Origin of the sequence: Pseudomonas sp. LTJR-52, assembly GCF_003691465.1 — a bacterium.
In the GTDB taxonomy this organism is placed as follows: Bacteria; Pseudomonadota; Gammaproteobacteria; order Pseudomonadales; family Pseudomonadaceae; genus Chryseomonas; species Chryseomonas luteola.
On record NZ_CP033105.1, the window covers coordinates 168,026 to 191,956 of the forward strand.

24 protein-coding genes are annotated in these 23,931 nt (G+C 58.9%); 9 read left to right on the plus strand and 15 right to left on the minus strand.

Features of this window, described 5'->3' with window-relative positions; genetic code table 11:
* Positions 1–14: 14 nt before the first annotated feature.
* The 4 genes from EAW52_RS00790 to EAW52_RS00805 all read right to left on the minus strand — a co-directional run bounded on the left by EAW52_RS00790 (position 15) and on the right by EAW52_RS00805 (position 3,459).
* Positions 15–791: a MetQ/NlpA family ABC transporter substrate-binding protein gene (locus tag EAW52_RS00790; protein ID WP_122041072.1), complete on the minus strand. Its 777-nt coding sequence runs from the start codon at positions 789–791 to the stop codon at positions 15–17.
* A 117-nt stretch (positions 792–908) separates the two neighbouring features.
* Entirely contained in the window at positions 909–1,688 is a 780-nt protein-coding gene (locus EAW52_RS00795) for a MetQ/NlpA family ABC transporter substrate-binding protein (protein ID WP_122044678.1), read from the minus strand.
* An 89-nt stretch (positions 1,689–1,777) separates the two neighbouring features.
* The gene (locus EAW52_RS00800; RefSeq protein ID WP_122041073.1) at positions 1,778–2,452 is read right to left on the minus strand and encodes a methionine ABC transporter permease; all 675 of its coding nucleotides are present in this window, start codon (positions 2,450–2,452) and stop codon (positions 1,778–1,780) included.
* On the minus strand, positions 2,452–3,459 hold the full coding sequence (locus EAW52_RS00805) for a methionine ABC transporter ATP-binding protein (protein WP_010796574.1): 1,008 nt from the start codon (positions 3,457–3,459) through the stop codon (positions 2,452–2,454). The genes EAW52_RS00800 and EAW52_RS00805 overlap by 1 nt, the downstream gene beginning before the upstream one ends.
* A gap of 513 nt (positions 3,460–3,972) precedes the next feature.
* Here EAW52_RS00805 and EAW52_RS00810 point away from each other — a divergent pair.
* Both EAW52_RS00810 and EAW52_RS00815 read left to right on the plus strand, forming a co-directional pair.
* Entirely contained in the window at positions 3,973–5,643 is a 1,671-nt protein-coding gene (locus EAW52_RS00810; protein WP_010796573.1) for a Na/Pi cotransporter family protein, read from the plus strand.
* Positions 5,644–5,788: 145 nt separating this feature from the next.
* The gene (locus EAW52_RS00815; protein ID WP_122041074.1) at positions 5,789–6,694 is read left to right on the plus strand and encodes a D-hexose-6-phosphate mutarotase; all 906 of its coding nucleotides are present in this window, start codon (positions 5,789–5,791) and stop codon (positions 6,692–6,694) included.
* Here the strand turns inward: EAW52_RS00815 and EAW52_RS00820 are convergent.
* Entirely contained in the window at positions 6,691–7,779 is a 1,089-nt protein-coding gene (locus tag EAW52_RS00820) for an aminopeptidase (protein WP_122041075.1), read from the minus strand. The two genes, EAW52_RS00815 and EAW52_RS00820, sit on opposite strands and share 4 nt — an antisense overlap.
* 130 nt (positions 7,780–7,909) lie before the next feature.
* On the opposite strand from EAW52_RS00820, the gene EAW52_RS00825 reads away from it, so the two are divergent.
* Positions 7,910–8,329, plus strand: a complete 420-nt coding sequence (locus EAW52_RS00825; protein ID WP_122041076.1) for a hypothetical protein — start codon at positions 7,910–7,912, stop codon at positions 8,327–8,329.
* Positions 8,330–8,362: 33 nt separating this feature from the next.
* Positions 8,363–8,800 (plus strand): hypothetical protein, encoded by a 438-nt coding sequence (locus tag EAW52_RS00830; RefSeq protein WP_122041077.1) that lies wholly within the window; start codon positions 8,363–8,365, stop codon positions 8,798–8,800.
* Here the strand turns inward: EAW52_RS00830 and EAW52_RS00835 are convergent.
* The gene (locus tag EAW52_RS00835) at positions 8,797–9,030 is read right to left on the minus strand and encodes a DUF1161 domain-containing protein (protein ID WP_010796568.1); all 234 of its coding nucleotides are present in this window, start codon (positions 9,028–9,030) and stop codon (positions 8,797–8,799) included. The genes EAW52_RS00830 and EAW52_RS00835 overlap by 4 nt on opposite strands.
* Positions 9,031–9,186: 156 nt before the next feature.
* On the opposite strand from EAW52_RS00835, the gene EAW52_RS00840 reads away from it, so the two are divergent.
* The gene (locus tag EAW52_RS00840; RefSeq protein ID WP_256680700.1) at positions 9,187–9,834 is read left to right on the plus strand and encodes a hypothetical protein; all 648 of its coding nucleotides are present in this window, start codon (positions 9,187–9,189) and stop codon (positions 9,832–9,834) included.
* A 4-nt stretch (positions 9,835–9,838) separates the two neighbouring features.
* On the opposite strand, the gene EAW52_RS00845 is transcribed toward EAW52_RS00840, so the two are convergent.
* Positions 9,839–11,068 (minus strand): nucleoside recognition domain-containing protein, encoded by a 1,230-nt coding sequence (locus tag EAW52_RS00845; protein ID WP_010796566.1) that lies wholly within the window; start codon positions 11,066–11,068, stop codon positions 9,839–9,841.
* Positions 11,069–11,292: 224 nt separating this feature from the next.
* On the opposite strand from EAW52_RS00845, the gene wrbA reads away from it, so the two are divergent.
* Complete coding sequence (gene wrbA / locus EAW52_RS00850) at positions 11,293–11,889, plus strand: NAD(P)H:quinone oxidoreductase (protein ID WP_122041078.1); 597 nt, start codon at positions 11,293–11,295, stop codon at positions 11,887–11,889.
* 248 nt (positions 11,890–12,137) lie between these two features.
* Here the strand turns inward: wrbA and EAW52_RS00855 are convergent, their stop codons facing one another.
* Both EAW52_RS00855 and EAW52_RS00865 read right to left on the minus strand, forming a co-directional pair.
* Positions 12,138–12,299, minus strand: coding sequence for a DUF1328 domain-containing protein (locus EAW52_RS00855; protein ID WP_010796564.1), 162 nt, complete (start codon positions 12,297–12,299; stop codon positions 12,138–12,140).
* 298 nt (positions 12,300–12,597) lie between these two features.
* On the minus strand, positions 12,598–12,843 hold the full coding sequence (locus EAW52_RS00865; protein ID WP_010796562.1) for a hypothetical protein: 246 nt from the start codon (positions 12,841–12,843) through the stop codon (positions 12,598–12,600).
* Positions 12,844–13,370: 527 nt separating this feature from the next.
* Here EAW52_RS00865 and algB point away from each other — a divergent pair.
* The gene (gene algB, locus EAW52_RS00870; protein WP_010796561.1) at positions 13,371–14,714 is read left to right on the plus strand and encodes a sigma-54-dependent response regulator transcription factor AlgB; all 1,344 of its coding nucleotides are present in this window, start codon (positions 13,371–13,373) and stop codon (positions 14,712–14,714) included.
* Positions 14,711–16,501, plus strand: a complete 1,791-nt coding sequence (locus EAW52_RS00875) for an ATP-binding protein (protein ID WP_010796560.1) — start codon at positions 14,711–14,713, stop codon at positions 16,499–16,501. Before algB ends, EAW52_RS00875 begins: the two co-directional genes overlap by 4 nt.
* A gap of 29 nt (positions 16,502–16,530) precedes the next feature.
* Here EAW52_RS00875 and EAW52_RS00880 read toward each other — a convergent pair whose 3' ends face one another.
* Positions 16,531–17,904: an MFS transporter gene (locus EAW52_RS00880; RefSeq protein ID WP_177411885.1), complete on the minus strand. Its 1,374-nt coding sequence runs from the start codon at positions 17,902–17,904 to the stop codon at positions 16,531–16,533.
* Entirely contained in the window at positions 17,901–18,698 is a 798-nt protein-coding gene (locus tag EAW52_RS00885; protein ID WP_162997562.1) for a siderophore-interacting protein, read from the minus strand. Before EAW52_RS00885 ends, EAW52_RS00880 begins: the two co-directional genes overlap by 4 nt.
* Before the next feature lie 55 nt (positions 18,699–18,753).
* Here EAW52_RS00885 and EAW52_RS00890 point away from each other — a divergent pair, with 55 nt between their 5' ends.
* Positions 18,754–19,182, plus strand: coding sequence for a MarR family winged helix-turn-helix transcriptional regulator (locus EAW52_RS00890; RefSeq protein WP_074821319.1), 429 nt, complete (start codon positions 18,754–18,756; stop codon positions 19,180–19,182).
* Here EAW52_RS00890 and EAW52_RS00895 read toward each other — a convergent pair.
* The 4 genes from EAW52_RS00895 to EAW52_RS00910 form a co-directional block, all read right to left on the minus strand.
* Positions 19,179–19,958, minus strand: coding sequence for an N-acetylmuramoyl-L-alanine amidase (locus EAW52_RS00895; protein WP_122041081.1), 780 nt, complete (start codon positions 19,956–19,958; stop codon positions 19,179–19,181). The genes EAW52_RS00890 and EAW52_RS00895 overlap by 4 nt on opposite strands.
* A gap of 43 nt (positions 19,959–20,001) precedes the next feature.
* A complete protein-coding gene (locus EAW52_RS00900) occupies positions 20,002–22,098 on the minus strand; it encodes a sensor domain-containing diguanylate cyclase (protein WP_122041082.1) in 2,097 nt (698 codons plus the stop codon).
* A gap of 257 nt (positions 22,099–22,355) precedes the next feature.
* Entirely contained in the window at positions 22,356–22,985 is a 630-nt protein-coding gene (locus EAW52_RS00905) for a thiol:disulfide interchange protein DsbA/DsbL (protein ID WP_010796554.1), read from the minus strand.
* Between the two features lie 216 nt (positions 22,986–23,201).
* Positions 23,202–23,807 carry a cytochrome c gene (locus EAW52_RS00910; RefSeq protein ID WP_122041083.1) on the minus strand — a complete coding sequence of 202 codons (606 nt, stop codon included), beginning with the start codon at positions 23,805–23,807 and terminating at the stop codon, positions 23,202–23,204.
* Positions 23,808–23,931 lie beyond the last annotated feature (124 nt).

A 23,931-nucleotide genomic window follows, 5' to 3' on the forward strand; every position in this document is an offset into this window, starting at 1 on the left:
TGTTATCGAAGCGATCAGAACGCCGGAGCAACCGCACCGTTGTACTTGTCTTCGATGAATTTCTTGGTTTCCGGGCTGGTCAGGGCCTTGGCCAGCTTTTGCATGGCATCGCTGTCCTTGTTGTCCGGGCGGGCAACCAGCAGGTTGGCATAAGGCGACTCCTTGCCTTCCAGCAGCAGCGCATCCTTGGTCGGGTTCAGCTTGGCTTCCAGCGCATAGTTGGTGTTGATCAGCGCCAGGTCCACCTGGTTCAGCACACGCGGCAGCGTAGCGGCTTCCAGCTCCTTGAACTTGAGCTTCTTGGGATTGGTGGCGATGTCACGCGGGGTCGCCAGGATATTGGAGTTATCCTTGAGCGTGATCAGACCGGCTTTTTCCAGGAGCAGCAAGGCACGGCCACCATTGGTGGCGTCGCTGGGGATGGCAACGGTTGCGCCTTCCTTGATCTCATCCAGGCTTTTGACCTTCTGGGAGTAGATACCGAACGGCTCCACATGCACTTGAGCGACCGGCACCAGATCGGTTCCGCGGCTCTTGTTGAATTCGTCCAGGTAAGGCTTGTGCTGATAGAAGTTGGCATCCAGACGCTTCTGGGCTACCTGCAGGTTGGGCTGAACGTAGTCAGTGAAAATCTTGACGTCCAGGTCCACGCCTTCCTTCGCCAGCTGGGGCTTTACGAATTCCAGAATCTCGGCATGCGGAACAGGCGTTGCCGCCACGCTCAGCTTTTCTGCCGCATGGGCAGTGACGGCGGCAGCCAGCAGGGCAGCAGCGGCAATCAGTTTCTTCATGGTCAAACTCCTCGGCAGATTCAAAAGCATGTCAACGACACGCAGATCAGTCCAGGAGATGGGGGTTCAAGGTCTACCCCTCAACCCCTCTCCTCATACCCGATCAGGTCATTACGATCAGAACGCGGGAACAACGCCGCCCTGATATTTCTCCTGAATGAATTTCTTCACTTCAGGCGTGGTCAGGGCCTTGGCCAGCTTCTGGATGGCTGGATCGTTGGCTTTTTCCGCACGGGTGTACAGGTAATTGGCGTAGGGCGACTCGGCGCTTTCGATGAACAGCGCATCCTTGGTCGGCACCAGCTTGGCCTGCAGCGCATAGTTGGCGTTGATCAGCGCCAGGTCCACCTGGTTCAGTACGCGTGGCAGCGTAGCGGCCTCAAGCTCCTTAAACTTCAGGTGCTTGGGGTTATCGACGATGTCGCGCTGGGTAGCAGAGATGTTGTTCGGGTCTTTCAGGGTGATCAAACCCTGCTTGGCAATCAGCAGCAGCGCGCGACCGGAGTTGGTCGGATCATTAGGAATGGCAATGGTCGCGCCATCCTTCAGTTCGGAAACCGACTTGATCTTCTGGGAATAGGCGCCAAACGGCTCGACGTGTACGGCTACGACCGGCACCTGATTACTGTCCTTGTTGCTCTTCTGGTAGGACTCGTAATAGGGCTTGCTCTGGAAATAGTTGGCATCGACTTGCTTCTGGTCGGTCTGGCGATCCGGCTGGATATAGTCGTTGAAGACCTTGATCTCCAGATCTACACCTTCCTTTGCCAGCTGGGGTTTGACCAGCTCAAGGATTTCCGCGTGGGGAATAGGGCTCGCTGCCACCTTCAGGGTCTCGGCATGAGCCGCTGTCACCAGACCAAAACCAAGCGCAACGGAAAGCAGGGTACGTTTCAGAGACATAGCGGATTCCTTTCGAAAATAAGAGGGAACAGCGTGTAATGCTAGTGTTTTCCGCCGGACCTTGAGGCCCGGCGGACAGCCTGTTAGCGGCGGCTGAACTTTACAACCAGGCGGTCACCGACCATCTGCAGCACCTGTACCAGGATCAGCAGAAGTACGACGGTGACCACCATGACATTGGTCTGGAAGCGCTGGTATCCGAAGCGGATCGCCAGATCACCCAAACCACCGCCACCGATCACGCCCGCCATGGCCGTGTAGGACACCAGCGCAATCGCTGTAACGGTTGCAGCGGCGATCAGGCCAGGCAGGGCCTCGGGCAGTAGGGTACGGGTCACAATCTGCCAGAGGCTTGCGCCCATGGCCTGGGTTGCCTCGATGATGCCACGATCCACTTCGCGCAGCGCCGTCTCGACCAGACGTGCCAGGAAGGGCGCAGCCCCCACCACTAGCGGCGGAATAGCACCCTCGACGCCCAGCGAGGTGCCGATCAGCCATACGGTTATCGGGATCATCAGAATCAACAGGATAATGAAGGGAATCGAACGCAGGACGTTCACCAGGAACGACAGCAGGCCATACACGATGGGCTGTTCCAGCAACTGGCGCTTGCCGGTCAAAAAGAGCAGAACGCCCAGCGGCAAGCCGAGCAGTATGGTAAAGAACATCGACCAGCCCAGCATTTGCAGGGTGTCGAGGGTAGCCTGCCAGATTTCGGCCCAGTCGATATCGGCAAAAAAGGCGAGAAAAGCGTCCATCAGCGAATGACCTCCACGGTTACATCAGCGGCGTCGAAACGAGCCAGAGCGGCGTCCAGATCCCCTCCCACGAGGGCAATGGTCAGCTGGCCGTAGGGTTCTTCGCGAATACGGTCGATTCGACCGCCCAGAATGCTGTAATCCACGCCGGTTTCCCGGGCTACCTGACCCAGGAGGGGCGCATAGGTGGCTTCGCCACGGAAGGTCAGGCGCAAGATACGACCCTCCACATGGCTGTAGGACGACATCAGATCGCCCTCGTCCACGTGTTCGGCCTCGAACACAAAGCGCCGAGTGGTGGCATGCTTGGGATGCAGGAAGACATCCGCCACTGTGCCCTGCTCGACAACTGTGCCGGCATCAAGTACCGCCACGCGGTCACAGACGCGACGGATCACATCCATTTCATGGGTGATGAGCACAATGGTCAGGCCCAACTCGCGGTTGATTTCCGCCAGCAGCTGCAGGACCTGCCCGGTGGTCTGCGGGTCGAGAGCACTGGTGGCCTCATCGCACAGCAGGATCTTTGGCCGCGTCGCCAGCGCACGGGCAATGCCGACCCGCTGTTTCTGGCCGCCCGAGAGCTGTGCCGGGTATTTGCGGGCATGGTCAGTCAGGCCAACACGGGCCAGCAATTCATCCACGCGCGCGTTGATCTCGGCGCGGGAATGTCCGCCTGCCAGCTCAAGCGGCATAGCGATATTGGCCGCCACGGTCTTGGATGACAGCAGATTGAAATGCTGAAAGATCATGCCGACACGACGGCGGAAGGCACGTAGACCGGCGCTGTCCAGCGCGGTGACGTCTTCGCCATCCACAATGATCCGGCCGCCGCTGGGTGCTTCCAGCCGGTTGATCAGGCGCAGCATGGTGCTCTTGCCGGCCCCGGAGTGGCCGATGAGGCCGAAGACTTCGCCCGCCTCGACGCGCAGGTTGGTCGACTGGAGCGCCGGCACCTGGCGACCTGAAACGAGGTAGGTCTTTTGAACGTTCTGAAATTCGATCACTTAACGCGAAACCTTGTGGGTATTGCTGTAGGCGTGGTCAGCCCTGATAAGCGGCTGTGCCTCCTGATTTATCGATATGACGCTGGCAAAGCGCCCACATAAACGCACAGTTTACCGCGGCTGTTTATATCTTCTTAATATTTGTTTTCTAAATGCAGCAGTAAAAATGGCATATGGACGCGGCGGCGGACTATAACGCACACCTGACGCGAACTCCTTACCTTGTGTCGATTCACAATCAGTCAGACGCCATGCTTAGCGAAAACGCTCCCGTCATGGACCGCTCCGTCTATCGAGCCAGAGCGTTTACGCCGCCTTCATGCACTGTGGAGAAGCAAAGCGCTTCTCCTGCAGGGTGAACATATCCTCCTTACAGGCGACTAACCCTGTATAGCCCCGACTACCGTCCTGCCGTCTCAGCAGCCGCTGCGGCCTGCATGGCATATGAATGTGAAACTTTTGTTACAGCCTGGCCAGGCAGCCGGGAAGCAGTTGCGCCGGGAGGGCGCCTGAATGCTGACACTATTGAACCTTCTTTCTGCGGTGGCCCTGCTGGTATGGGGAACGCACATCGTCCGGACCGGCATCATGCGGGTCTACGGGGCAAACCTGCGTCGCGTACTCAGCCGCAGCGTACGTCACACCCCGCTAGCCTTTGCCGCTGGCATTGGCGTTACCGCACTCGTGCAAAGCAGCAATGCCACGGCGCTGCTGGCAACGTCCTTCGTAGGCCAGGGGCTTATGACCCTCAGGCCTGCCCTTGCGATCATGTTGGGCGCTGACGTAGGGACGGCGCTAATGGCCCGTGTGCTCACCTTTGATCTGTCGTGGCTTTCTCCGCTGCTGATCCTGGTGGGCGTCATTCTTTTCATTGGTCACAAGCAGTCCCGCCCCGGACAATTGGGCCGGGTGGCGATCGGGCTGGGACTGATCATTCTGGCGCTGGAGCTGATCGTAGCGGCCGCAACACCCATGACCCAGGCTGCGGGCGTCAAGGTGCTGTTTTCCTCACTGACCGGAGACGAAATGCTCGACGCCCTGACCGGGGCTCTGTTCGCCATGATTTCCTATTCCAGTCTTGCGGCTGTCCTGCTGACGGCAACGCTGGCCGGCTCAGGCGTCATTTCGCTGAAAGTGGCTCTCTGCCTGGTGGTGGGTGCCAATCTGGGCAGCGGTCTTCTGGCCATGTTGAGTGCGTCCCGCCAGACCCCAGCCGGTCGGCGGGTAGCCCTGGGCAGCCTGCTGTTCAAGCTGGCCGGCTGCGCGCTGGTACTGCCGTGGGTCGACACCGTGGCCGACTGGATGGACAACTGGGAACTGGCGGCCGCAGAGCTGGTGATCGGCTTCCACGTACTCTACAACCTCGTCCGCTGTGTGGTGTTCCTGCCCCTGACACGTCCGATGGCGCGCTTCTGTACGCTCGTCCTGCCGGATCGGCCGCAGGCAGACATCACCATGAACCCACGTCATCTGGATACGTCCGTACTGGATACCCCCGCCCTGGCGCTTGCCAACGCCGCCCGTGAGGCGCTGCGTATGGGCGATGTGGTAGAGCATATGCTCACGGAGCTGATGGCCTTGATAAGCGGTGGCACCAAGGCCCAGGGACGGGAAGTCCGCCGCCTGGATGATGATGTTGATGCGCTCTACACCGCCATCAAGCTCTATCTGGCCCGTATTCCGCGAGAAGATTTGGGGGATCGGGACAGCCGTCGCTGGGCGCAGATCATCGAACTGGCCATCAACCTTGAGCAGGCCGGAGATATCATCGAGCGCATGGCCAGTGATTTGGAAAACAAGAAAATCTCGGCCAATCGCTCCTTTTCCGAGCAAGGCCTTGAAGAACTCGCCGCATTGCACGGCCACCTGATGGCCAACCTGAGGCTATGCCTGTCAGTCTTTCTGTCTGGCGATGCCGACTCGGCCCGTCGCCTGCGGCGTGCCAAGCAGCGCTTTCGCGTCCTGGAGCGGCGGTACGCCCACGCCCATGTGGAGCGCCTGCACCATCAGGTCGTACAAAGCATCGAGACCAGCTCGCTACATCTTGGCCTGCTGTCAGACATGAAGCGTCTCAATTCGCTGTTCTGCAGTATCGCCTATGGCGTCCTGGAGCAGGCGGAATCCGGATATGAGACCGAGCACGCAGCTTCAATGGAAACCCCACCCGACCTTCATGAGTCGTAGCCTTCGAAACGCACACCGTGGCGCGAGATAGCGCTACTCTACTCACCTTATCCGGCAGGTCTTGTCATGTCCTGCCGGAACCGATTGACGCGGCCAAACCGAACAGGCCCAGCGCTCACTGATAATAACGACCAAGGAATTATTGATGACCCAAGCCGCTCCCCTCGTTGAACAGATCCAGAAGGGCGAATTGCCCTGCTGGCGTATCCGTATCGGCCGTGCCGAAGCCGTCATTGCCTGCCAGGGCGCCCATATCCTCAGCTTTGGCCTTGACGGCGAGCAGCCGATCATCTGGGATAATCCGGATGCCGAATTCATTCATGGCCAACCCATTCGTGGCGGCGTACCGGTCTGCTGGCCCTGGTTTGGCGATATCAAGCGTAACCCGCCGGCCGTTCAGCACATGCTGACCGAGGTAGAAGGCGCCCCGCAGCATGGCCTCGTTCGTCAGGCCGGGTGGGCAACCGGTGACATGGATGTGGATGTGGACCGCGTCCGCCTGGACTTCCACTACCAGACCTCTGCCGCCCACATGCCTGGCTGGCCCCATGCCGCCGATTTGACCCTGTCGGTTGAAGTCAGCGATCGTCTCACCATGACGCTTACTACTCGCAACATTGGTGATCAGACGCTGACCCTGAGCCAGGCCCTGCATACCTACTTTGCCGTGAGCGACTCCCGTCAGGTCGGTATCGAGGGCTTTACCCACGCTGACTACTACGATTGCCTCGACGGCTGGGAGCGCAAGCGCCAGAACGGCGAGCCGGTCATCGACCAGGAAGTGGACCGCGTCTATCAGGGTCTGCCCTCACGCCTGGGGATTCGTGACCCTGAGTGGAATCGCCGTATTTTCATCGAGACCAAGAACACCTCGTCTGCGGTCCTATGGAACCCCTGGATCGAAAAATCCAAGCGTCTGACACCGTTCGCCGATGATGCCTGGCAGCGCATGCTGTGCATCGAGACCGCCCGTGTCATGGACGATGTGATGGTGCTGGCTCCCGGCGAGACCGGTCAGATCAGCGCCACGCTCTGGAGCGAACCGCTCTAATCGTTTTGTTCTGCCTGCCGCTCCGCCAGGACTTTCAACCGAGCCTGGCGGTCGGCGGCTGGTAACGCTGCCAACGTCCGGACACGTGCATAAAAGGCTGACCAGTTTCCGGGATGCTCGGCATACAGGGCAGCAAAGGCCGGCACCCACTGCTCATACAGCCCGAACGGCAAGAGCTTTGCGTTATTTAGCGGACCCGCCATCCAGGCATCAAAGCGGTGATCGCCTCGCCAATGCGTATCCCTCAGCTGTGCATAGTCACGCCGCATCGTCTCAAATACCTTGCCCTTTGCTTGTCGCATCGCCTCGACTGCAAGCGGCTGTGCATAAAGCGATTCAAGCTGCTTACGTGTATCCAGTATCAGCCCTACGAATTGCCGGTACTGTTGTTCGCGGAGCGGATCAGGTGGCGGTAACCCTTGAGCCGCACGCCACTGGCGCAGCCCTTCCTGCTGGACGAAGTTGGCATAGGACTCATTAAAGGTCGTGTCGTCCTGCACATAGAGGTTCTGATGGGCCAGCTCGTGGAAGATCGTTGCAATCAACTGATCGTCATCCCAACGCAGCATGCTGCTGAGCAGCGGGTCATCGAACCATCCCAGCGTCGAATACGCTGGCACACCTGCCACATAGGTATCCCACCCCTTGGCCTTGAGCGGCTCTGCCGCCTTTTGCGCTGCCTCTTCATGGTAGTAACCGCGATACGCCACGCAACCGGCAATGGGAAAGCAATGCGTCAGGGGCGAGAGTGAGAACTCCGGTGCTGCAAAGACATTCCAGACAACGTAGGGCCGGTCCAGCTTTACGAACAGACGATAGCTGCGGTTATCCGGCAAGCCCAATTGCTGACTGGCGAACTCACGGGCGCGCAGGGCCAGCTCAAGGCGACGCCTCAGGGCCGGATCGGTAGAAGGATCATCAATGACCTGGGTGATGGGTGTGCGCTGCCATAACAGGGCCGCCTGCCCCTTTGCCATCTGCCCGTAATATCCGACAGACGAACAGCCGCACAGCCAAAGGGCCGCGATAAATGGAACCCATCTCAAGCTTTTAAGGTCGACTTGGGCTAACCAGAGACGGGACATGGTAAATAACCTGGAGCGCCGGTATGAGGAGGCGACACTCTAGTATGAGTATCGGCCCCATGGAAACCGGCACTGAGGAAGGAAGCCGAGAATCCTGCCCCGTTGCATTACCTTTGTCTGGAGCTCACTCATGCGTCGTATTCTCCTGTTGTGCCCTGCCCTGGCACTGACTGCCTGTTCCCTGATGCCGCTGCCCAAGCCGGACCCTTCCCAGGCCTGGATCGACCTCAAGACCGAAAAACCGGATCTGCTCCAAGCCCAGCAAGCCGATCGCCAGACCCTTGAGGACAACCGTTACTTCCAGGTGCAACCCGGTAGCCATGATCTTCAGGTGCGCTACCAGTTCAAGGTCGATCCGGCCAATATCGGCCCCAGTGCCACGCCCCTGGTCCGCACTTGCCTGCTCAATGTCCATTACAAGGATTTCTCGGCGGGCGAACGCTATCGGCTACAGGCTGAGCAAGCCGGGTTCCGCGCCTGGGCCAAGCTGTACGATGCCAGTCAGCAGGAAGTCGCACGGGGTGGAGAAAGTCGCTGCGGCGATGTCTAATCGATACTCTCAGACTCGCTCGGGCTAAAGGCCATGAAAAAGCACCTGTTGTTCGCCGCCGTACTGCTGGCAGGCTGCGCCAGTCCTCTTCCTCCCAAGGACCCCAATATGGCCTGGGTGGATCTGCACATGCAGATGGCCTCGGTAGGCAACGTGCTGATGGCGGATCGTCTGGATGGCAAGCGGCTCGACGACGGACGCTACTTCCAGGTCTCGCCCGGCGCGCATGAGCTACAGGTTCGCTATCAGTTCGAGCTGGGCGGCATGGTTCCGGGCGGCGGCATGATGGGCTTTGGCTACGAGCCGGTGGAGATCAACTGCTACATGATCGTCCAGTACGGTGATTTCAAGGCAGGCGAACGCTACCGCATCGAGGCATCAGCCTACATGGACCAGCCCCGGCTGGAGCTGCACGATAGCCGGGGGCAGTCGGTTGGAACGGTTCGTCAGCGTCAGTGCATTCCGCTCTAGCCATCGTTACGCTGGTAAATGATCTTCTTGGTGCCGTTTTCACAGCTACCCACCACCATGTTGGGATCGGTGACGTCTGCGTTCGGTACGATTTCCAGCGTGTACGAGCTGACTCCGGCGGCCTGGATCTTTACCTCGATCTCAGATTTGAGCTGATCGCATGGTAACGGTGCCGCCCAGAGCGGGGCTGTAAACAGGCTGGCTGCAACGAACAATCCAAGCGTTTTCATAGGTTTCACTCCTTGAGCGGGCAATGCCCTTCTTGATTTTGACTAGGGCCGTCACATTGAGTTTCTAGTACCCCGTCACGGAAAGGCACCACGCGGGGAACCAGCCTACCGGGGGCTCTTCCAATAAGGTGCAAATTTTCCCTTAAAGGTAGCCCAATGCTGGATTGGTTACGCGAGTACCGTGACGTCCTAACCCTGTTCATCTCCGGCTGCACGTTGCTGGTATGGATCTTTTATGCACAGCTGCTGCTGAGCGGCTTCAAGCGCCAGCGTCAACCGCGGCTCATTATCAACCGCGGCGCCGGCAAGGGGGTAGGCGCCCTGTGCCTGCTTTCCAACATGAGTGCCGAGCCGATTTTCATTAACCAGCTGATCGTGCACCTGCACACCTCGCGCGGTACGCTCAAGGCGGATGTGACCGATGTTCGCGAGAGCAGCGAGGATGATTTCGATCAGGATGCCGAGCTGTATAAAGCCACCCGCCAGGGACCGCTGAAAACGGGTGACTTTACGCACATTGGCACCTTTCAACGATTGATCTCCCGGGTAGCCGCTGCACACGATCTGGAACTCAATGGCATGCACCCGCCGGAAGGCTGGGTCTTTGATGGTCTGGAAATCCACGTGATCGCATTTTATGGCTCCGACAGGCACCCCATCGGTGTACGCCGCCGCTTCCGCCTGGGTCAGTACAAAGGGCATTACTGTTCACTAATTGCCGAAAGCCGGCAGACAGAACAGTTCATGACCCGTCGCCAGCGCCGCATCGTTCGCAAGCACTGGATGGCGGAATTCGAAAATTGATGACTCAGCCGAAAAACCAATAGCAGACCAGGATGGACGCCAGCACCCCGGCGCCATCGGCCAATAGTGCGCATCCGACAGCATGGCGAGCCCGTTGGATACCTACCGAACCAAAGTAGACAGCCAGCACATAAAAGGTCGTCTCGGTACTGCCTTGGACAGTGGCCGCAATCAGGGCTGGAAAACTGTCCACGCCTTTGGCCTGCATCGTCTCGATCAGCATGGCGCGGGCGGCGCTGCCCGAAAACGGCTTGACCAGTGCTGTAGGCAGCGCATCGACGAAGCGGGTGTCCCAACCTAACCAGCCCACGGCATGGCGAACACCGTCAAGAATGATTTCCAGTGCGCCTGATGCCCGTAACACGCCCACCGCGCACAACATGGCAACCAGATAGGGCAACAGGTTCTTGGCAACCTCGAATCCTTCTTTTGCACCCTCAACAAAGGTTTCGTAAACCGGCACCCGCTTGAGCGCGCCAAAGATCAGGAACATCAGGATCAGGCCGAACAGCACCAGATTACCCAATAGCGACGACAATGCCGCCAGGGCCGTTGCCGACAAGGTGACCAGAATGCTCATGAAGCCGCCCAGAAGCAGTGCGCCGCCACCCAGCCACGCCAGGACGACCGGATCCCACAGCTTGAGCCGTTGCATGAACGAAACAGATAGCAGCCCGACCAGTGAGGAGACACTGGTCGCCAGCAGGATAGGCAGGAAGACCAGGGTTGGATCAGGCGCACCCTGTTGGGCGCGATACATGAAGATAGTGACGGGCAGTAACGTCAGGGAGGACGCATTGAGCACCAGGAATAGAATCTGTGCATTACTGGCCGTTTCCGGCTTGGGATTCAGATCCTGTAAAGCCCGCATGGCCTTGAGGCCAATGGGCGTGGCCGCATTATCGAGCCCCAGGCCGTTAGCTGCAAAGTTGAGCGTAATCAGCCCCAGCGCCGGGTGGCCGGCAGGTACTTCCGGCATCAAACGGCGGAACAGCGGCCCAAGGACATAGGCCAGTTTTTCGACCAGACCGGCCTTCTCGGCAATACGCAGGATACCCAGCCAGAGCGTCAGTGTGCCGAATAACAGGATCATCACCTCTACCGACAGCTTGGCCATGGCAAACAGGCTCTCGACCATGGCTGCAAACACGCCTGCATCGTCTCCGATCAACCATCGTCCCAGCGCACTGATCGCCGCCACGATGAAAAAGCCCAGCCATAACCCGTTCAGCATGATGCATCTCCCCGAAACCAGCCGGGGATGATACGAGGGTTGACTCCCGATGGCGAAGGTCGAGCAGCCCTGCGCCTGTAAAAAGTCGAACGCGTCGATAGGTATCAACCAGAATTGAGATGGTTCAGGAAGAGAAACCTGCCGACGATTCCTGACCGCTGTTGTCCTTTCTTAAGCCATCAAAAGGCCGTCACGCGGCCCTCTGTGTTAATCAAGGAGACGACATGAAGAAAGTTCTGGTTCTGTACTATTCCATGTATGGACATATCGAGCGCCTGGCTGAAGCCATGGCAGAAGGTGCGCGACGTGTACCGGGCGTTGAAGTGACGATCAAGCGCGTCCCCGAAACCATGCCTGAAGACGTGGCCCGCAATGCTGGCGCCAAGCTTGATCAGGCAGCGCCGGTCGCCACGCCTCAAGAGCTGGCTGACTACGATGCAATCATCTTCGGAACGCCGACCCGTTTCGGCAACATGGCGGGCCAGATGCGCACCTTCCTCGATCAGACGGGCGGTCTGTGGGTCAAGGGTGCTCTGGTAGGCAAGCTGGGCAGTGTGTTCGTTTCGACGGGAACCGGGGGCGGTAGTGAGACTACCATTACGTCCTTTTGGAACACGCTGGCGCACCACGGCATGCTGATTGTCGGTATGCCTTATACCGATCCCATGCTGGCGGATATTACTGAAGTGAAGGGAGGTTCGCCTTACGGCGCAGCCACGCTGGCAGGAGCCGATGGCTCTCGATTGCCCAGTGCGAAGGAATTACAGCTGGCGAGCCATCAGGGCGAGCATGTCGCCAAGCTGGCGGTAAAAATGCAGTAACCCAAAATTATGTCCCCCAGGCGTTTTAGTCCTCAAGACCCACGGTCGAGGCCCAAAACGTCTGGGGGATATATCGTCCAGCCTGGCTCGTCTCAACGAAGGTACTCCCTGTACCCTGAGGATGCTCCTCTTACCGCAAAGCACCCAAGCCCCTTGGCCTATAACGCCCCGACAAGTCAGGGCGTGTGTTCGGTCAGGTCATTAAACCGGCCTACGGCTACGATTTGATGACAATCGCAGGCCCTGTGTCAGGGTCGGCGGCGACCGAAGAAGAAGGACACCACAAACAGGATCAGGAACAGAACGAACAGGATCTTGGCAATACCTGCTGCTGTACCGGCGATGCCGCCGAAGCCCAAAACACCTGCGATGATAGCGATGATTAGAAACGTGATAGCCCAGCTCAGCATGATGATTCTCCTCGTCTTACTTTTCTCTGGTTTCTAGTTTGGATTTCTAGTTGATTATCGAGAAACACTTACTTTCTCAGGCCAGGCCGACTGTCCTATCCGAGACTCTCTGGCACCGCTTTCCGAGAAAGATAGGCTCCTCGGTATGGATACTTCTAAATCGCGTGTGTTCCGGCTATCCGTCTGTTTTAACGCACGGCCGATCAAAATCATGCTGGCTACAAGGCCCAATAGAACTATCGCACTGGCGAAGGTCAAAGCGAAGGTTGTGTAGGTCCCGGACATCGCAAGCGTCTCCTTAGAAAACCCAGCGAGTCTGACGGGGGAAACGGTCAACAGTAGATTGAGCCGGAATAGCTTTTTGCTGCTCGACGCTTACATGGCTTGCCAGGGGCTTGGCCGCCGGTGCCTTCACTTCAATGTGAGGTACGGCTTGCGGAGCAGCAACAGGAGTAGAGGTATGGCCAGTGGTGAACAGCACTGCTGCTACACCTGCGAAGAATGCCGAACAGATCATATTGTTACGTGCAATCTGGCTGACCATGAGTTTACTCCTTCAACTGTTATTGGCCGTTTCAGGCTCTATGCAAGAGATATTGCAGACGGCATGCCAAGTTTTTGAATAAAAAAAATCCTTTAAAATCAATAAGTTAAAAATTAGATCCGCTTTCTGCCGCTTGCATACTGCAAGATGCAGGGTTTCAAGCATTGCGTTTTGCATGATGCCTATAGAGAAAAACTGACCGTCCTGGCGAACTTCTCAAGCCAAACGGCCTCTACTTGTGTTGCCTTCCTTAAAGGAAAAGGCGAAACCTCAGCGTCAGTGCCTCGTTGTCTGTACCGAATTCCTGGCCGGATCGGTAGTAAGGCTGGTGTTTTTCGAGGCTTCCCTGCAATTTGCATGGCCCCTCCTCCATCTGCCCGCTGTCAGCGCGTCATGACATCTCATCAAAAGACTTGCATCGTTCGTCGTGCATATTGCAACTTGCACGATTTACAACTGACTAAGGCACAGACCTCCCGCCCCCTTCTGTTTATATAGGTGCGGGATGTACCTACGGAGAACATTCCATGGATCAACCGAGCGGAAGGATTCTTCTCGTCGATGACGAGGCAGCGATCCTGCGTACTTTCCGTTTCTGCCTTGAAGATGCTGGTTATAGTGTCGCTACGGCCAACTCGGCCGCTCAGGCCGAAGCCCTGCTGCTACGACAGGTATACGACCTTTGTTTTCTCGACCTACGCCTGGGCGAGGACAACGGTCTGGATGTATTGCAACAGATGCGTATCCAGGCACCCTGGATGCGGGTAGTCATCGTTACCGCCCATTCGGCGGTGGATACAGCGGTCGATGCCATGCAGGCTGGTGCTGCCGATTACCTGGTTAAACCTTGCAGCCCTGATCAGCTGCGCATGGCCGCGGCCAAGCAGCTGGAGTTTCGCCAGCTGTCCGCTCGCCTTGAAGCGCTCGAAGGTGAAGTACGCAAGTCCAGCCTGGGTCTGGAATCCCGTAGTCCGGCCATGATGTCGATACTGGAAACGGCCCGACAGGTCGCTACGACCGACGCCAATATTCTTATTCTGGGCGAATCCGGTTCCGGCAAGGGTGAGCTGGCCCGCTCCATCCATGCCTGGAGCCGTCGCGCCAAGAAGACCTTTGTCACCATCAACTGCCCGTCCCTGTCCGCCGACCTGATGGAAAGCGAGTTGTTTGGCCATACCCGCGGCGCGTTTACCGGAGCCAGTGAAAGCACCCTGGGTCGCGTCAGCCAAGCCGATGGCGGTACTCTGTTTCTCGACGAAATCGGTGATTTCCCGCTTGCCCTGCAACCCAAGCTGCTGCGCTTCATCCAGGATAAGGAATATGAGCGGGTGGGCGATCCGGTCACGCGCCGTGCCGATGTACGCATTCTTGCCGCGACCAACCGCAACCTCGAGCAGATGGTGGCCGAAGGTGAGTTCCGCGAAGACCTGCTCTACCGCCTGAACGTGATCGTGCTGACCCTGCCGCCGCTTCGCGAGCGTAAGGAAGACATCATTGATCTGGCCGAGCGTTTCCTGGCCCGCTTCGTCAAGGACTATGGCCGTCCGGCCCATGGATTCAGTGAGGAAGCCAAGGAAGCGCTGCGCAAGTATGACTGGCCCGGCAACGTCCGCGAGCTGCGCAACGTAATCGAGCGCGCCAGCATTATCTGCAGCAAGGATCTGGTGGACGTTACCAACCTTGGCCTGACCGAACAGCCCAGCTCCGCCAGTAGCGCTCCGCGTGTGGGTGAGACCATGAGCCTGGAAGCGCTCGAAAAGGCGCATATTGCGGCGGTCATGGCGACAAGCGAGACGTTGGATCAGGCCGCCAAAATTCTCGGCATCGACTCGTCGACGCTCTACCGTAAACGCAAGCAGTACGGGCTATGAAGCTTCCGATAAAACTTAGGACACGCCTGTTCCTGAGCATTTCCGCGCTCATTACCGTTGCGCTGCTCGGACTCATTATCGGGTTGGTCAGTGTCCTGCAGTTCTCCAATAGCCAGGAGAGCTACAACAAGCACACGCTGCTGTTCATCAACGCCTCACTGGGCATGCGACAGGAGCTGAGCAACGAGCTGTACTCCCTCATGGATGGGGCGCCGGATGCCAATCAGCTTCGCAATCATGATCAGGAGTTTCGCAACTACCTGGCTACGACCCAGAGCCTGGTCAGCCATCCGGACGATATCCAGCAGCTGAGTCAGCTCGAGAGCAAGTACAACCAGTACTACAAGATGCTGGGCAATCCGCCGGATGGATACTCTGCGCTCAGGGAAAACAAGGTTTTTCTGGACCTGGTCAACAGCCTGCGCAATCAGGTGTATGACCTGCAGACCAGCTTTATCAGCGACATGGACAGTACCCAGCAACACGCCCATAACCGGGCCACGCTGATTGCCGTCCTGCTGGGGCTCGTCGGGCTGGCTATCCTGGGGATTGGATTTGCAACGGCCAACACCATTGCACGTCGCTTTGGCGGTCCCATCGACTCGCTGGCCAAGGCAGCCGACCAGATCAGCCAAGGGCATTTCGACATTACCCTGCCGACCTCCAAGGTGACCGAGCTGGCCTTGCTAAGTCGCCGCTTCGGTTCCATGGCCGAGTCCCTGCGTCAGCTGAGCCAGACCAACATCGAGGCCTTGGTGGCCGGGCAACGTCGTCTTCAGGCGGTGCTGGACAGTATCGATTACGGCCTGATCATCCTGGACTACCTCGGGCATATCGAACATGCCAACCCGGTGGCGAACCGTCAGCTGGGCTGGGATGACGAGCGTCAGGGTCAGCTCCTGGGCGCGGCCCTGCAACGCCCGGATATCGACGAAGCCGTCCAGCGTGTCCTGTCCGGCAAGACGCTGGAAGCCGTCCCGGAAGATCTGCAGATTGATATTGCAGGTGAGACACGCCTGCTCGCCTGGACGGTCACGCCGGTCAACCATGCCGACGGCCGCAGCGTTGGTGCCTTGATGGTCCTGCGTGATGTGACTGAGCAGCGCGCCTTCGACCGGGTCCGCAACGAGTTCGTCCTGCGAGCCTCCCATGAGCTACGGACGCCGGTAACCGGCATGCACATGGCCTTTGCCCTGTTGCAGGAGCGCCTGAAGTTTCCCGAAGACTCGCGTGAGGCTTACCTGCTGCAGACAGTGGATGAGGAAACCCATCGCCTGGTCCGCCTGATCAACGACCTGCTGGACTTCTCACGCTATCAGAGCGGCCTGCAACGTCCCGAGAAGGTCCCGAGTGAAGTTAGCGAGCTGCTCGATCAGGCCCGCGCACGGCATGCCGATGCCGCTCGGGACAAGTCGGTCGAACTGGTGGTGGAACTGCTGCATACCCCGCTTCCCCGCGTCACGCTGGACCCGGCACAAATGGGCCGGGTGCTGGACAACCTCATCAGCAATGCCCTTCGCCATACGCCTGCGGGCGGCCGCGTCTCGCTTCAGGCCATGCGTCAGAACGATCGCCTGCTCATGGCTGTACAGGACAACGGTGAAGGGATCGCCTATGCCCAACAAGGCCGGGTATTCGAGCCGTTTGTGCAGATTGGCTCCAAGAAAGGCGGTGCCGGTCTTGGCCTTGCGCTCTGCAAGGAGATCATTCAGCTCCACGGCGGGCGCATTGGTGTCGTCTCGCGACCGGGCCAGGGAACGCAATTCTTCATGACACTGCCAACCTGAACGCAAAAGCCGCCCACCGGGCGGCTTTTTCATGCCTTGTCTTCCTTGGGCACGTGCCAGTTGATCCAGGCCGCCAGCAGACCCAATGCCGAAGCCAGGGCCAACCCCAGACGAGGCGCTCCCTCCGGCCACAGATGCAGCAGGATGGCTAGCGCGGCGGCGCCCAGAGCCATGCCGGTCTGCCGTGCAGTCGCTTGCATGCCTCCTGTCGCTCCGGTCCGGGAAGACGGCGTGGACGTCAGCATGACCCGGTTGTTGGGCACCTGAAAAAAGCCGAAGCCCAGCCCGCCGATGATCATGAAAGCCACCAGTGGGCCTTGTCCTTGTGCCAGCGGCCAGACCGCGGTAATTCCCAACCCCAGGGCGATACCCAATCCACCCAGCATGCACAGTGTCTGGGGGCGGTAACGATCCGCCAGACGCCCGGCGACCTGAGCGGCCACGGCTACCGTCAGCGGCCAGGACAGCATCAGCAAGGCTACGTGTACCGGCATGAGCCCCAACTGATGCTGCAGGTAGAACGGAATAGCCAGAAAGCACAGCATTTGTGCAGCGAACGAGCAGATGGACGCCATGATCGCATGGCGGAACGCTGAGTGTTCAAGCAGATCCACCGGCAGCAGCGGCGCCGTCTGACCCCGTTCACGACGTAACAACCCCCACAGGCAGCCGACCGCCACGAGCAATAGCGCAGCACCTTGCAGGGGCTCTACTGCCAGTCGCTCAAGCCCACCGATGGCACCGCAGAACAAGCCGACATTGAGCAGTGCGCTGAGTGGATCGATACGGCGCTGCGCCCGTGGGTTATCCGGCAAGGCCTTGAGCAGCATCAGGACAGCCAGTCCTATCGGCAGATTGATCGCAAACAGCCAGGGCCATCCACCCAGGGCCAGGATCCCGGCGCCCAGGCTGGGTGCCAGAGCCGATCCCAGAGCAACGCAAAGCGCATTGATACCGATGCCTCGTCCCAGCAGGTGCCTGGGATAGGTTAGCTTTACGATGCCAGCGCTGACACACATGATGGCAGCAGCCCCAATGCCCTGAAGTGCTCGCGCCAGCACCAGCCAGAAGAGATCCGGCGCCAGGGCACACCCGAGCGACGCCAGGCTGAACAGACAGACCCCGGCGCCGAATACACGGCGCAGACTGATCCGCTCGGACAACGCTGCCAAGGGCAGCAGCAGGGCCACCAGCGCCAGCTGATAGGCACTGACGATCCAGACCGACTGCGCCGCTGAAACATCAAGTGCCTGGGCAATGGTAGGCAGCGCCAGATTGGCAATGCCCGAATCCAGAACCGTCATGCTGATGGCCGCCAGCAGCGCCGCAATGGCCTGATAGCGCCGGGGCGTTGGCAGGCCATCAGTGCCCGCAGGAGCTGAGGAGGAGGTGGTTGTGTTCAATCTTCAAGCTTCACGTGCTGATCGCTTTCGCCGCGTTTCCAGTAGCCGGCTGCCTTGACCCATTCGCGGGGCAGTCCGTGCTGTTCAATCATCACCTGCCGAGCGGCGCGGGCAGCACCGGCTTCACTGGCGATCCAGGCGTAGCCTTCACCTGCTGGCAGTTGCAATCGCGCCAGCGAGTCCGCCAGCGAATCACTCGTCGTCTCGCGGTAGACCCAGATCAGCGTCACGGCCGCCTGACTCGGCAAAGGGATTTCGCCGCCTGGTCGGGCTACCTCTACCAGCGCAATAGCTGTCTTGTCGGCGGGCAGTTCCTCAAGACGGCGCGCCATGGCCGGCAGGGCCGTTTCGTCACCGGCCAGCAGATACCAGTCAAAGTCGCTGGGCGGAAGCATCGAGCCTCTGGGACCGCCAATGACGATCTCGTCACCCGGCTGGGCCTGGGCAGCCCACGCGGTGACTACACCTGTTTCGTGCAGGTAAAAGTCGATGTCGAGTTCACCGGTAGCAGAGTCATAGCGGCGCGGCGTGTAATGGCGGCCCACAAGCCTATCCAGCGGAACGCTGCGGATAGGCGCCCCATCGGCTGGAAGAAACAGTTTGATATGGTCATCGAAGGCCGGGCTGTTGAAATCCGCAAGGTCCGGGCCGCCAAAGGTCAGGCGCAGCATATCGCCACCCAGACTTTCACGGCGGACGACCTGGACCCAGCGACGTTTGAGTTCATGGCGGACGCGCTGAAAAACGTGACGTGTACTGGAATCTGCCGTGCGGCTATGAAATGATGCAGTCATTAAAGAGGACCCATTCATTGAGGTTCCTCACTATCTTCAAGATAAGTGATGCGCCATGTCAACCATTTTTGAAATTGCCGAAGCCCTGCACGACATCAAGCGCAGCATGCGTCAGCATCTGGATAGCGCTCTGCAAGCCTCGGGGCTCTCGTTTGCCCGTTATAAGGTCATGAGCCTTCTGGATAAGCTCGGCCCCTGTCGCCCCGGTGTGCTTGCGGAGCATTTGAAGCACGCACCCCGCACCCTGACAGATGCCATTGATGCGCTGGAACGTGACGGACTGGTTCGCCGTGAGCCCCACCCGGATGACCGCCGGGCGGTCCTGGTGCACCTGACTGATGCAGGCCGGCACGCACTTACGCTCGCGCAGGCACCCCGTCGGCAGGCGTTGGAGGCTGTCTTTGCACCGCTTGAAGCCGATGAGCAGGCGCAGCTGCTGCGCCTGCTAGGCAAGGTTCGTGACGCGAACCCGAAGGGAGGTTAACGGCCCGTTGGCAGGCTGAGCAGCAAGGCTGCCGTCTGCAGATCCGGCTCACCGTCGAATCGACCTGGGCGGTACTTCATCTGGAAGGCCGCAATCACATCGCGGGTCGCCTTATCCAGCAGGCCGGTCTGCGGTACGGCATAACCAACACGGGCCAACTGCTGCTGGAACCACGCAGGCGGAGGGAGAACGCCACCCAGGCTGGCCTGCCGCTGTGCGACCATGGCCGGGGTTGGCCAGTTGATGATACCGGCAGCGGCCAGACGCGCCCAAGGGAACATCGGGCCCGGGTCCTGCTTGCGGGACGGTGCGATGTCGCTATGGCCAATCACGGCATTCGGCCCCAGGTGGTGGCGCTGTTGGATATCCTTGAGTAGCGGGATAAGCGCATTGATCTGCTCTTCCGTGAAGGGATACCACTGACGTCCTGTGGGCGTGTCACGGAAGCCCAGGTTTACCATCTCGATCCCGATGGACGTCGCGTTGAGCCAGGTCCGCCCTTCCCACTCGCTTTCCCCGGCGTGCCAGGCACGGCGATTTTCGTCGACCAATCGGTAGATCGTGCCGTCCCGGTCAATCATGTAGTGGGCGCTTACACCGCCATGGGTCAGCATGGCCAGGGAGCGTTGTGAGTCCGATGCGGTGTAGTGCAGCACGATGTACTGCACACGGCTGTCCTGATCTTTGGCCGTGTGATCCGTATTGATGCGAAGCCCGCCGGCACAACCGGCGAGCAAGGTGCTGAAGAGCAATAACAAGGGCAGTAGCAGACGCATGACGCAAGAACCTCGGACAACTTTTGTAGGGTATGGCAGGCCGTCAGGCCAGCTCGATTCGGTTCCGCCCTCCGCGCTTGGCGCGGTAAAGCGCCTGATCCGCACGTTCGAAAGCCTGCTTGCTGCCTTCGCCTGTCTGGAACGCCGTGAGGCCGGCTGAGCAGGTTATGGTGACGCGCTCGCCTTTGAAATGGAACGGGCAGGCTTCAATGGCCGCACGTAACGTCTGAATCAGGGGCTCGCCCTCCTCCACGGACGTGTTAGGCAACAGGACGACAAATTCCTCTCCACCGAAGCGCGCGATAAAGTCGGTCCGCCGTAGCTTTTTGCTCAACTGGGTACCGATGATCTTGAGCACCTTGTCTCCCGCCAGATGGCCGAAATCATCGTTGACCCGCTTGAAGTGATCCACGTCGATCACCGCCAGCAGCAGACTGTTATGGTAACGCTGCCAGAGCGAGACTTCGGCATCCAGGCGCTCGGTCCAGGCTGCACGGTTAGGCAGTCCGGTCAGCGGATCGGTCAGGGCTTTCTTGCGCTGCTCTTCGACGTGGGAGCGATAGTTGTTGGCCTCCTGCTCCATGCTGACCACACGCTCCGAAAGCGTTTTCAGCCGCTCGGCCATTTCTAGCTCGCGCGCCTCACGCTGCTGCTGATACTGCTCCATGTGAGTCAGCATGCCATCCAGACGGCTTTCCAGCGCCTTTTTCACATTATCCGGCTCAGCGGCTTCTTGCACATGAGTCTGCAAGTCACTGACCTGCTCACGGAGCTCTTCGCTGAAGGAACGCTCTTGCTCACGAGCCTCGTCATGGCCTTCGTTGACCTGTTGCAGGTGATTCTGGAAGCTGTCCAGGCGCTGATTGAGCTGCTTGAGATAGCCCTCGAACTCGCGATGGCCCTGGTCGTTGAGCGAAAGCACCAGGCCCGACAGGTCATCCAGCAACGGCACCAGCTCATACCAGTTCAACCGTCCGAACATGCGCTGTCGCAAGGCTTCAGCCTGCGGTTTGTGGCTGTCCGGCAGCTGCAATTCGTCCAGCAGATGAATCAGCGTCGCCTCGATATGCGGAGCGATAGCGCTGTATCCAGGCTCTGGCGGTGGTGGCAGATCAAAATGGGACTCTTCTGACGTAACTTCAGCCGTAGCCATTTTAGACTGCTCGGCCTCAGCACTTTCCATGACTTGAGACGGCTCTTCTACTGTGGCTTCTAGCTCGGCGGGCTTTTCGTCTTCGACAGTAGCGGTTTCAACAACGGTTTCTGCTGACTCAGCGACCTCAGGCTTATCGCCCTCAGCCTCAATGGCTGTGCTGGATGGCGTCTCGCTGGGTACATCCGGAGCGATGGCAGCAACAGGCGCGGCCCGAGCAGTCGGCTCGACAAGCGGTTCCTGCTCGACCGCAGGGCTGGCTACCTCGATCGGCAAAGGGATAGGTGAGGGCTGAGGCTTCTCCGCTTCGGGCGGTACGGTTTTCTCAGGCGTAGCGGGTTCAGCTACAACAGGCAAGTCGCTAGCGCTCGAAGCTGGATCGTCATCCAGCTCGTCTTCGTCTTCGTCATCCGCCTCGTCATGCCGGGCCGGTACGGGTTTGGCAACAACGGGCGCCTCCTCCTTTCCCTTACCCAGCAGCCGCTCCAGAAAACCAGGCTTATGGGGCTGGGCATTGGCCTGAGCCTCCAGGGCCTGACGCTGCAGTCGGCTCAACTCGATCACCAGTTTGGGGAAATCACCTGGCTGCTCGGCTGAATTGGCCGCCTTCTTGGCAAAGCGCTTCAGCGACTTGCGGATATCCCGAGGCAGCGGTAGCGCCATCAGCATATGAGACAGGTCCGCAAAGGCCTTGGCCGCATGCTCGGCGCGCTCGCTACGGCGACGCTCCGACTCGAGTACAGTTTTCTCCAGACGCGGGATCATGCGTGAGAGCTCGTCGTCCATGTTCTCGTGGCGCAGGATATTGCGCAGATCATGGAGACACTCATCCACAGCCTTGTCGTTGCCTTCGGCTGCGATACTGGTGCGGGTCAGGCCACGGCGTACCAGGTCAAGACGCGCTTCCCAGCGCGCCTCCACTTCTTCCTGGCGCTCGACGACCTCCAGGTACTTGTTTTTCCAGCGTTCGAGATCGTCCTGGCTCATGTCAGGCCCCGAGAAAAGAGCATGGGTAAATCTAAAGCGTTATGCATGTTTTAGCAGACGCTACAGGTTGTTATCGCTTCGATAAGGTTCATGGCAGTTGTAACGGCCAAAATAACCCGGCCTTTAACGTATACAGCAGAAGTGTGATACAGGTTGTAAATAGCGACAGGTCTGCGCCAGCTGGTTGGGCAGTATGGAAGATCCAGCCAGCAGCGCCGCCTGGAAGGGCCCGCCAGAATGGCAGGCCCGGCAGGGTATTACTTGGCGGCGCGTTCCTTCTGGATCAGGAAATCAGCCACTTGCAGGGCCTGGTCCGGACCACCTGCGCTACCCAGGTCAAAGCGGTATTTACCGTTGACGACCATGGTCGGAACGCCGCTGATCTGGTAGGCCATTGCCAGTTTCTTGTCCTTCTCGACCTGTCCCTTCACGGCGAAGGAATTGTAGGTGCTCAGGAATTTCTCGCGATCAACACCCTGATTGGCCAGAAAGTCCGCCATCTCCTCAGGGGTGGCCAGTTTCTGTTGGCCGTTGTGAATGGTCGCAAAAATCGCCTCATGCACCTTCTGCTCGACGCCCATGGCTTCCAGCGTCACGAACAGCTGGCCATGAACGTTCCAGACACCACCAAACATGGCCGGCACGCGACGGAAACTCACATCGTCAGGCAGCTTTTTGGCCCAGGCATTCAACGTCGGCTCGAAAGCATAGCAGTGCGGGCAGCCATACCAAAACAGCTCGACCACTTCGATCTTGCCCGGTGTAGCCACTGGGACCGGGTTGCTCATTTCCGTGTATTGCTTGCCAGCCTCAATCTCCTGGGCGTTGGCAAACGTACCAAACAGGCCGGAAAAGGCTAATACAGCGGTAAGAATCAGGTTACGCATTAATCTACTCCTGGGCTGAAAGGCCATGCTGCGAAGCCCGCAGCAGGCAGGCCACGCCGGATAAAGCCATGCTTCAATCGAAGCGTGCGACGGGGTCTGCCATTGTAGCGGTCATAACCACCAAAATAACGGCTGGTGCGGCGCTTTTTAACGTGACATTCAGGCTTGATTCAACTTCTCAACGCGCCCACCCAATGGGACGCACCGTAAACAGCTCTAGTGCAATCCTTCAATATAGGTTGCCAAGGCTGAAATATCCTGGTCAGACAGCTTGCCGGCAATGCTGCGCATCATCATGGCTTCGCCATCATTGGTACGCTGTCCTTCGCGAAAGGCGGTCAACTGCTTGAGGGTATAAACGGCGTGCTGGCCCGAAAGCAATGGAAAACCGGCCTGGCGATTGCCGACACCATCCGGCGCGTGACAGCCCGTACAGGCAGGCAGACCCGTTTCCAGACGTCCGCCTCGATAAAGCGCTTCGCCAGCAGCCACAAGCGCAGGGTCAGCGGCACCGATCACCGGCTTCTGCGAGGCAAAATAGGCCGCCAGGTCTTCTATATCCTGATCGCTCAGGCCTGGCATGAACGCCATCATTTCAGGCACGGGCCGGGCGCCGCTCTTGATATCGTGGAGCTGTTTGATCAGATAGCGCTCGCCCTGACCGGCAATCTTGGGAAAACTGGGTATAGGGCTGTTACCATCGGGACCATGGCAGGCACCACAGACCATCGACTTGCTTTGTCCGGCGGCAACATCGCCTGCGGCCTGGGCCGTCATGCTGACTCCCAGAGTGAGCAAAAGGCTCACCATCAGTGTTTTCATCCGTCGATCCATTACGCCTGTGTACGGGACGCAAGCCAGCCTGCTCGACCCCAGGCATACTATGCGTACAGAATCTGCATCATTCTATAGAGACGGCTCCGCTGAGCGAAAGCGGGAGTCGCAG

Bases quoted from the DNA above. Each gene is read 5' to 3' on its own strand.
- EAW52_RS00820 (WP_122041075.1), bottom strand. From the start codon at position 7,779: ATGTCCCGTCTCTGGTTAGCCCAAGTCGACCTTAAAAGCTTGAGATGG.
- EAW52_RS00885 (WP_162997562.1), bottom strand. From the start codon at position 18,698: ATGACTGCATCATTTCATAGCCGCACGGCAGATTCCAGTACACGTCAC.
- EAW52_RS00890 (WP_074821319.1), top strand. From the start codon at position 18,754: ATGTCAACCATTTTTGAAATTGCCGAAGCCCTGCACGACATCAAGCGC.
- wrbA (WP_122041078.1), top strand. From the start codon at position 11,293: ATGAAGAAAGTTCTGGTTCTGTACTATTCCATGTATGGACATATCGAG.
- EAW52_RS00900 (WP_122041082.1), bottom strand. From the start codon at position 22,098: ATGAGCCAGGACGATCTCGAACGCTGGAAAAACAAGTACCTGGAGGTC.
- EAW52_RS00865 (WP_010796562.1), bottom strand. From the start codon at position 12,843: ATGGTCAGCCAGATTGCACGTAACAATATGATCTGTTCGGCATTCTTC.
- EAW52_RS00855 (WP_010796564.1), bottom strand. From the start codon at position 12,299: ATGCTGAGCTGGGCTATCACGTTTCTAATCATCGCTATCATCGCAGGT.
- EAW52_RS00905 (WP_010796554.1), bottom strand. From the start codon at position 22,985: ATGCGTAACCTGATTCTTACCGCTGTATTAGCCTTTTCCGGCCTGTTT.
- EAW52_RS00910 (WP_122041083.1), bottom strand. From the start codon at position 23,807: ATGAAAACACTGATGGTGAGCCTTTTGCTCACTCTGGGAGTCAGCATG.
- EAW52_RS00840 (WP_256680700.1), top strand. From the start codon at position 9,187: ATGCTGGATTGGTTACGCGAGTACCGTGACGTCCTAACCCTGTTCATC.
- EAW52_RS00815 (WP_122041074.1), top strand. From the start codon at position 5,789: ATGACCCAAGCCGCTCCCCTCGTTGAACAGATCCAGAAGGGCGAATTG.
- EAW52_RS00790 (WP_122041072.1), bottom strand. From the start codon at position 791: ATGAAGAAACTGATTGCCGCTGCTGCCCTGCTGGCTGCCGCCGTCACT.
- EAW52_RS00895 (WP_122041081.1), bottom strand. From the start codon at position 19,958: ATGCGTCTGCTACTGCCCTTGTTATTGCTCTTCAGCACCTTGCTCGCC.
- EAW52_RS00835 (WP_010796568.1), bottom strand. From the start codon at position 9,030: ATGAAAACGCTTGGATTGTTCGTTGCAGCCAGCCTGTTTACAGCCCCG.
- EAW52_RS00825 (WP_122041076.1), top strand. From the start codon at position 7,910: ATGCGTCGTATTCTCCTGTTGTGCCCTGCCCTGGCACTGACTGCCTGT.
- EAW52_RS00830 (WP_122041077.1), top strand. From the start codon at position 8,363: ATGAAAAAGCACCTGTTGTTCGCCGCCGTACTGCTGGCAGGCTGCGCC.
- algB (WP_010796561.1), top strand. From the start codon at position 13,371: ATGGATCAACCGAGCGGAAGGATTCTTCTCGTCGATGACGAGGCAGCG.
- EAW52_RS00875 (WP_010796560.1), top strand. From the start codon at position 14,711: ATGAAGCTTCCGATAAAACTTAGGACACGCCTGTTCCTGAGCATTTCC.
- EAW52_RS00845 (WP_010796566.1), bottom strand. From the start codon at position 11,068: ATGCTGAACGGGTTATGGCTGGGCTTTTTCATCGTGGCGGCGATCAGT.
- EAW52_RS00800 (WP_122041073.1), bottom strand. From the start codon at position 2,452: ATGGACGCTTTTCTCGCCTTTTTTGCCGATATCGACTGGGCCGAAATC.
- EAW52_RS00810 (WP_010796573.1), top strand. From the start codon at position 3,973: ATGCTGACACTATTGAACCTTCTTTCTGCGGTGGCCCTGCTGGTATGG.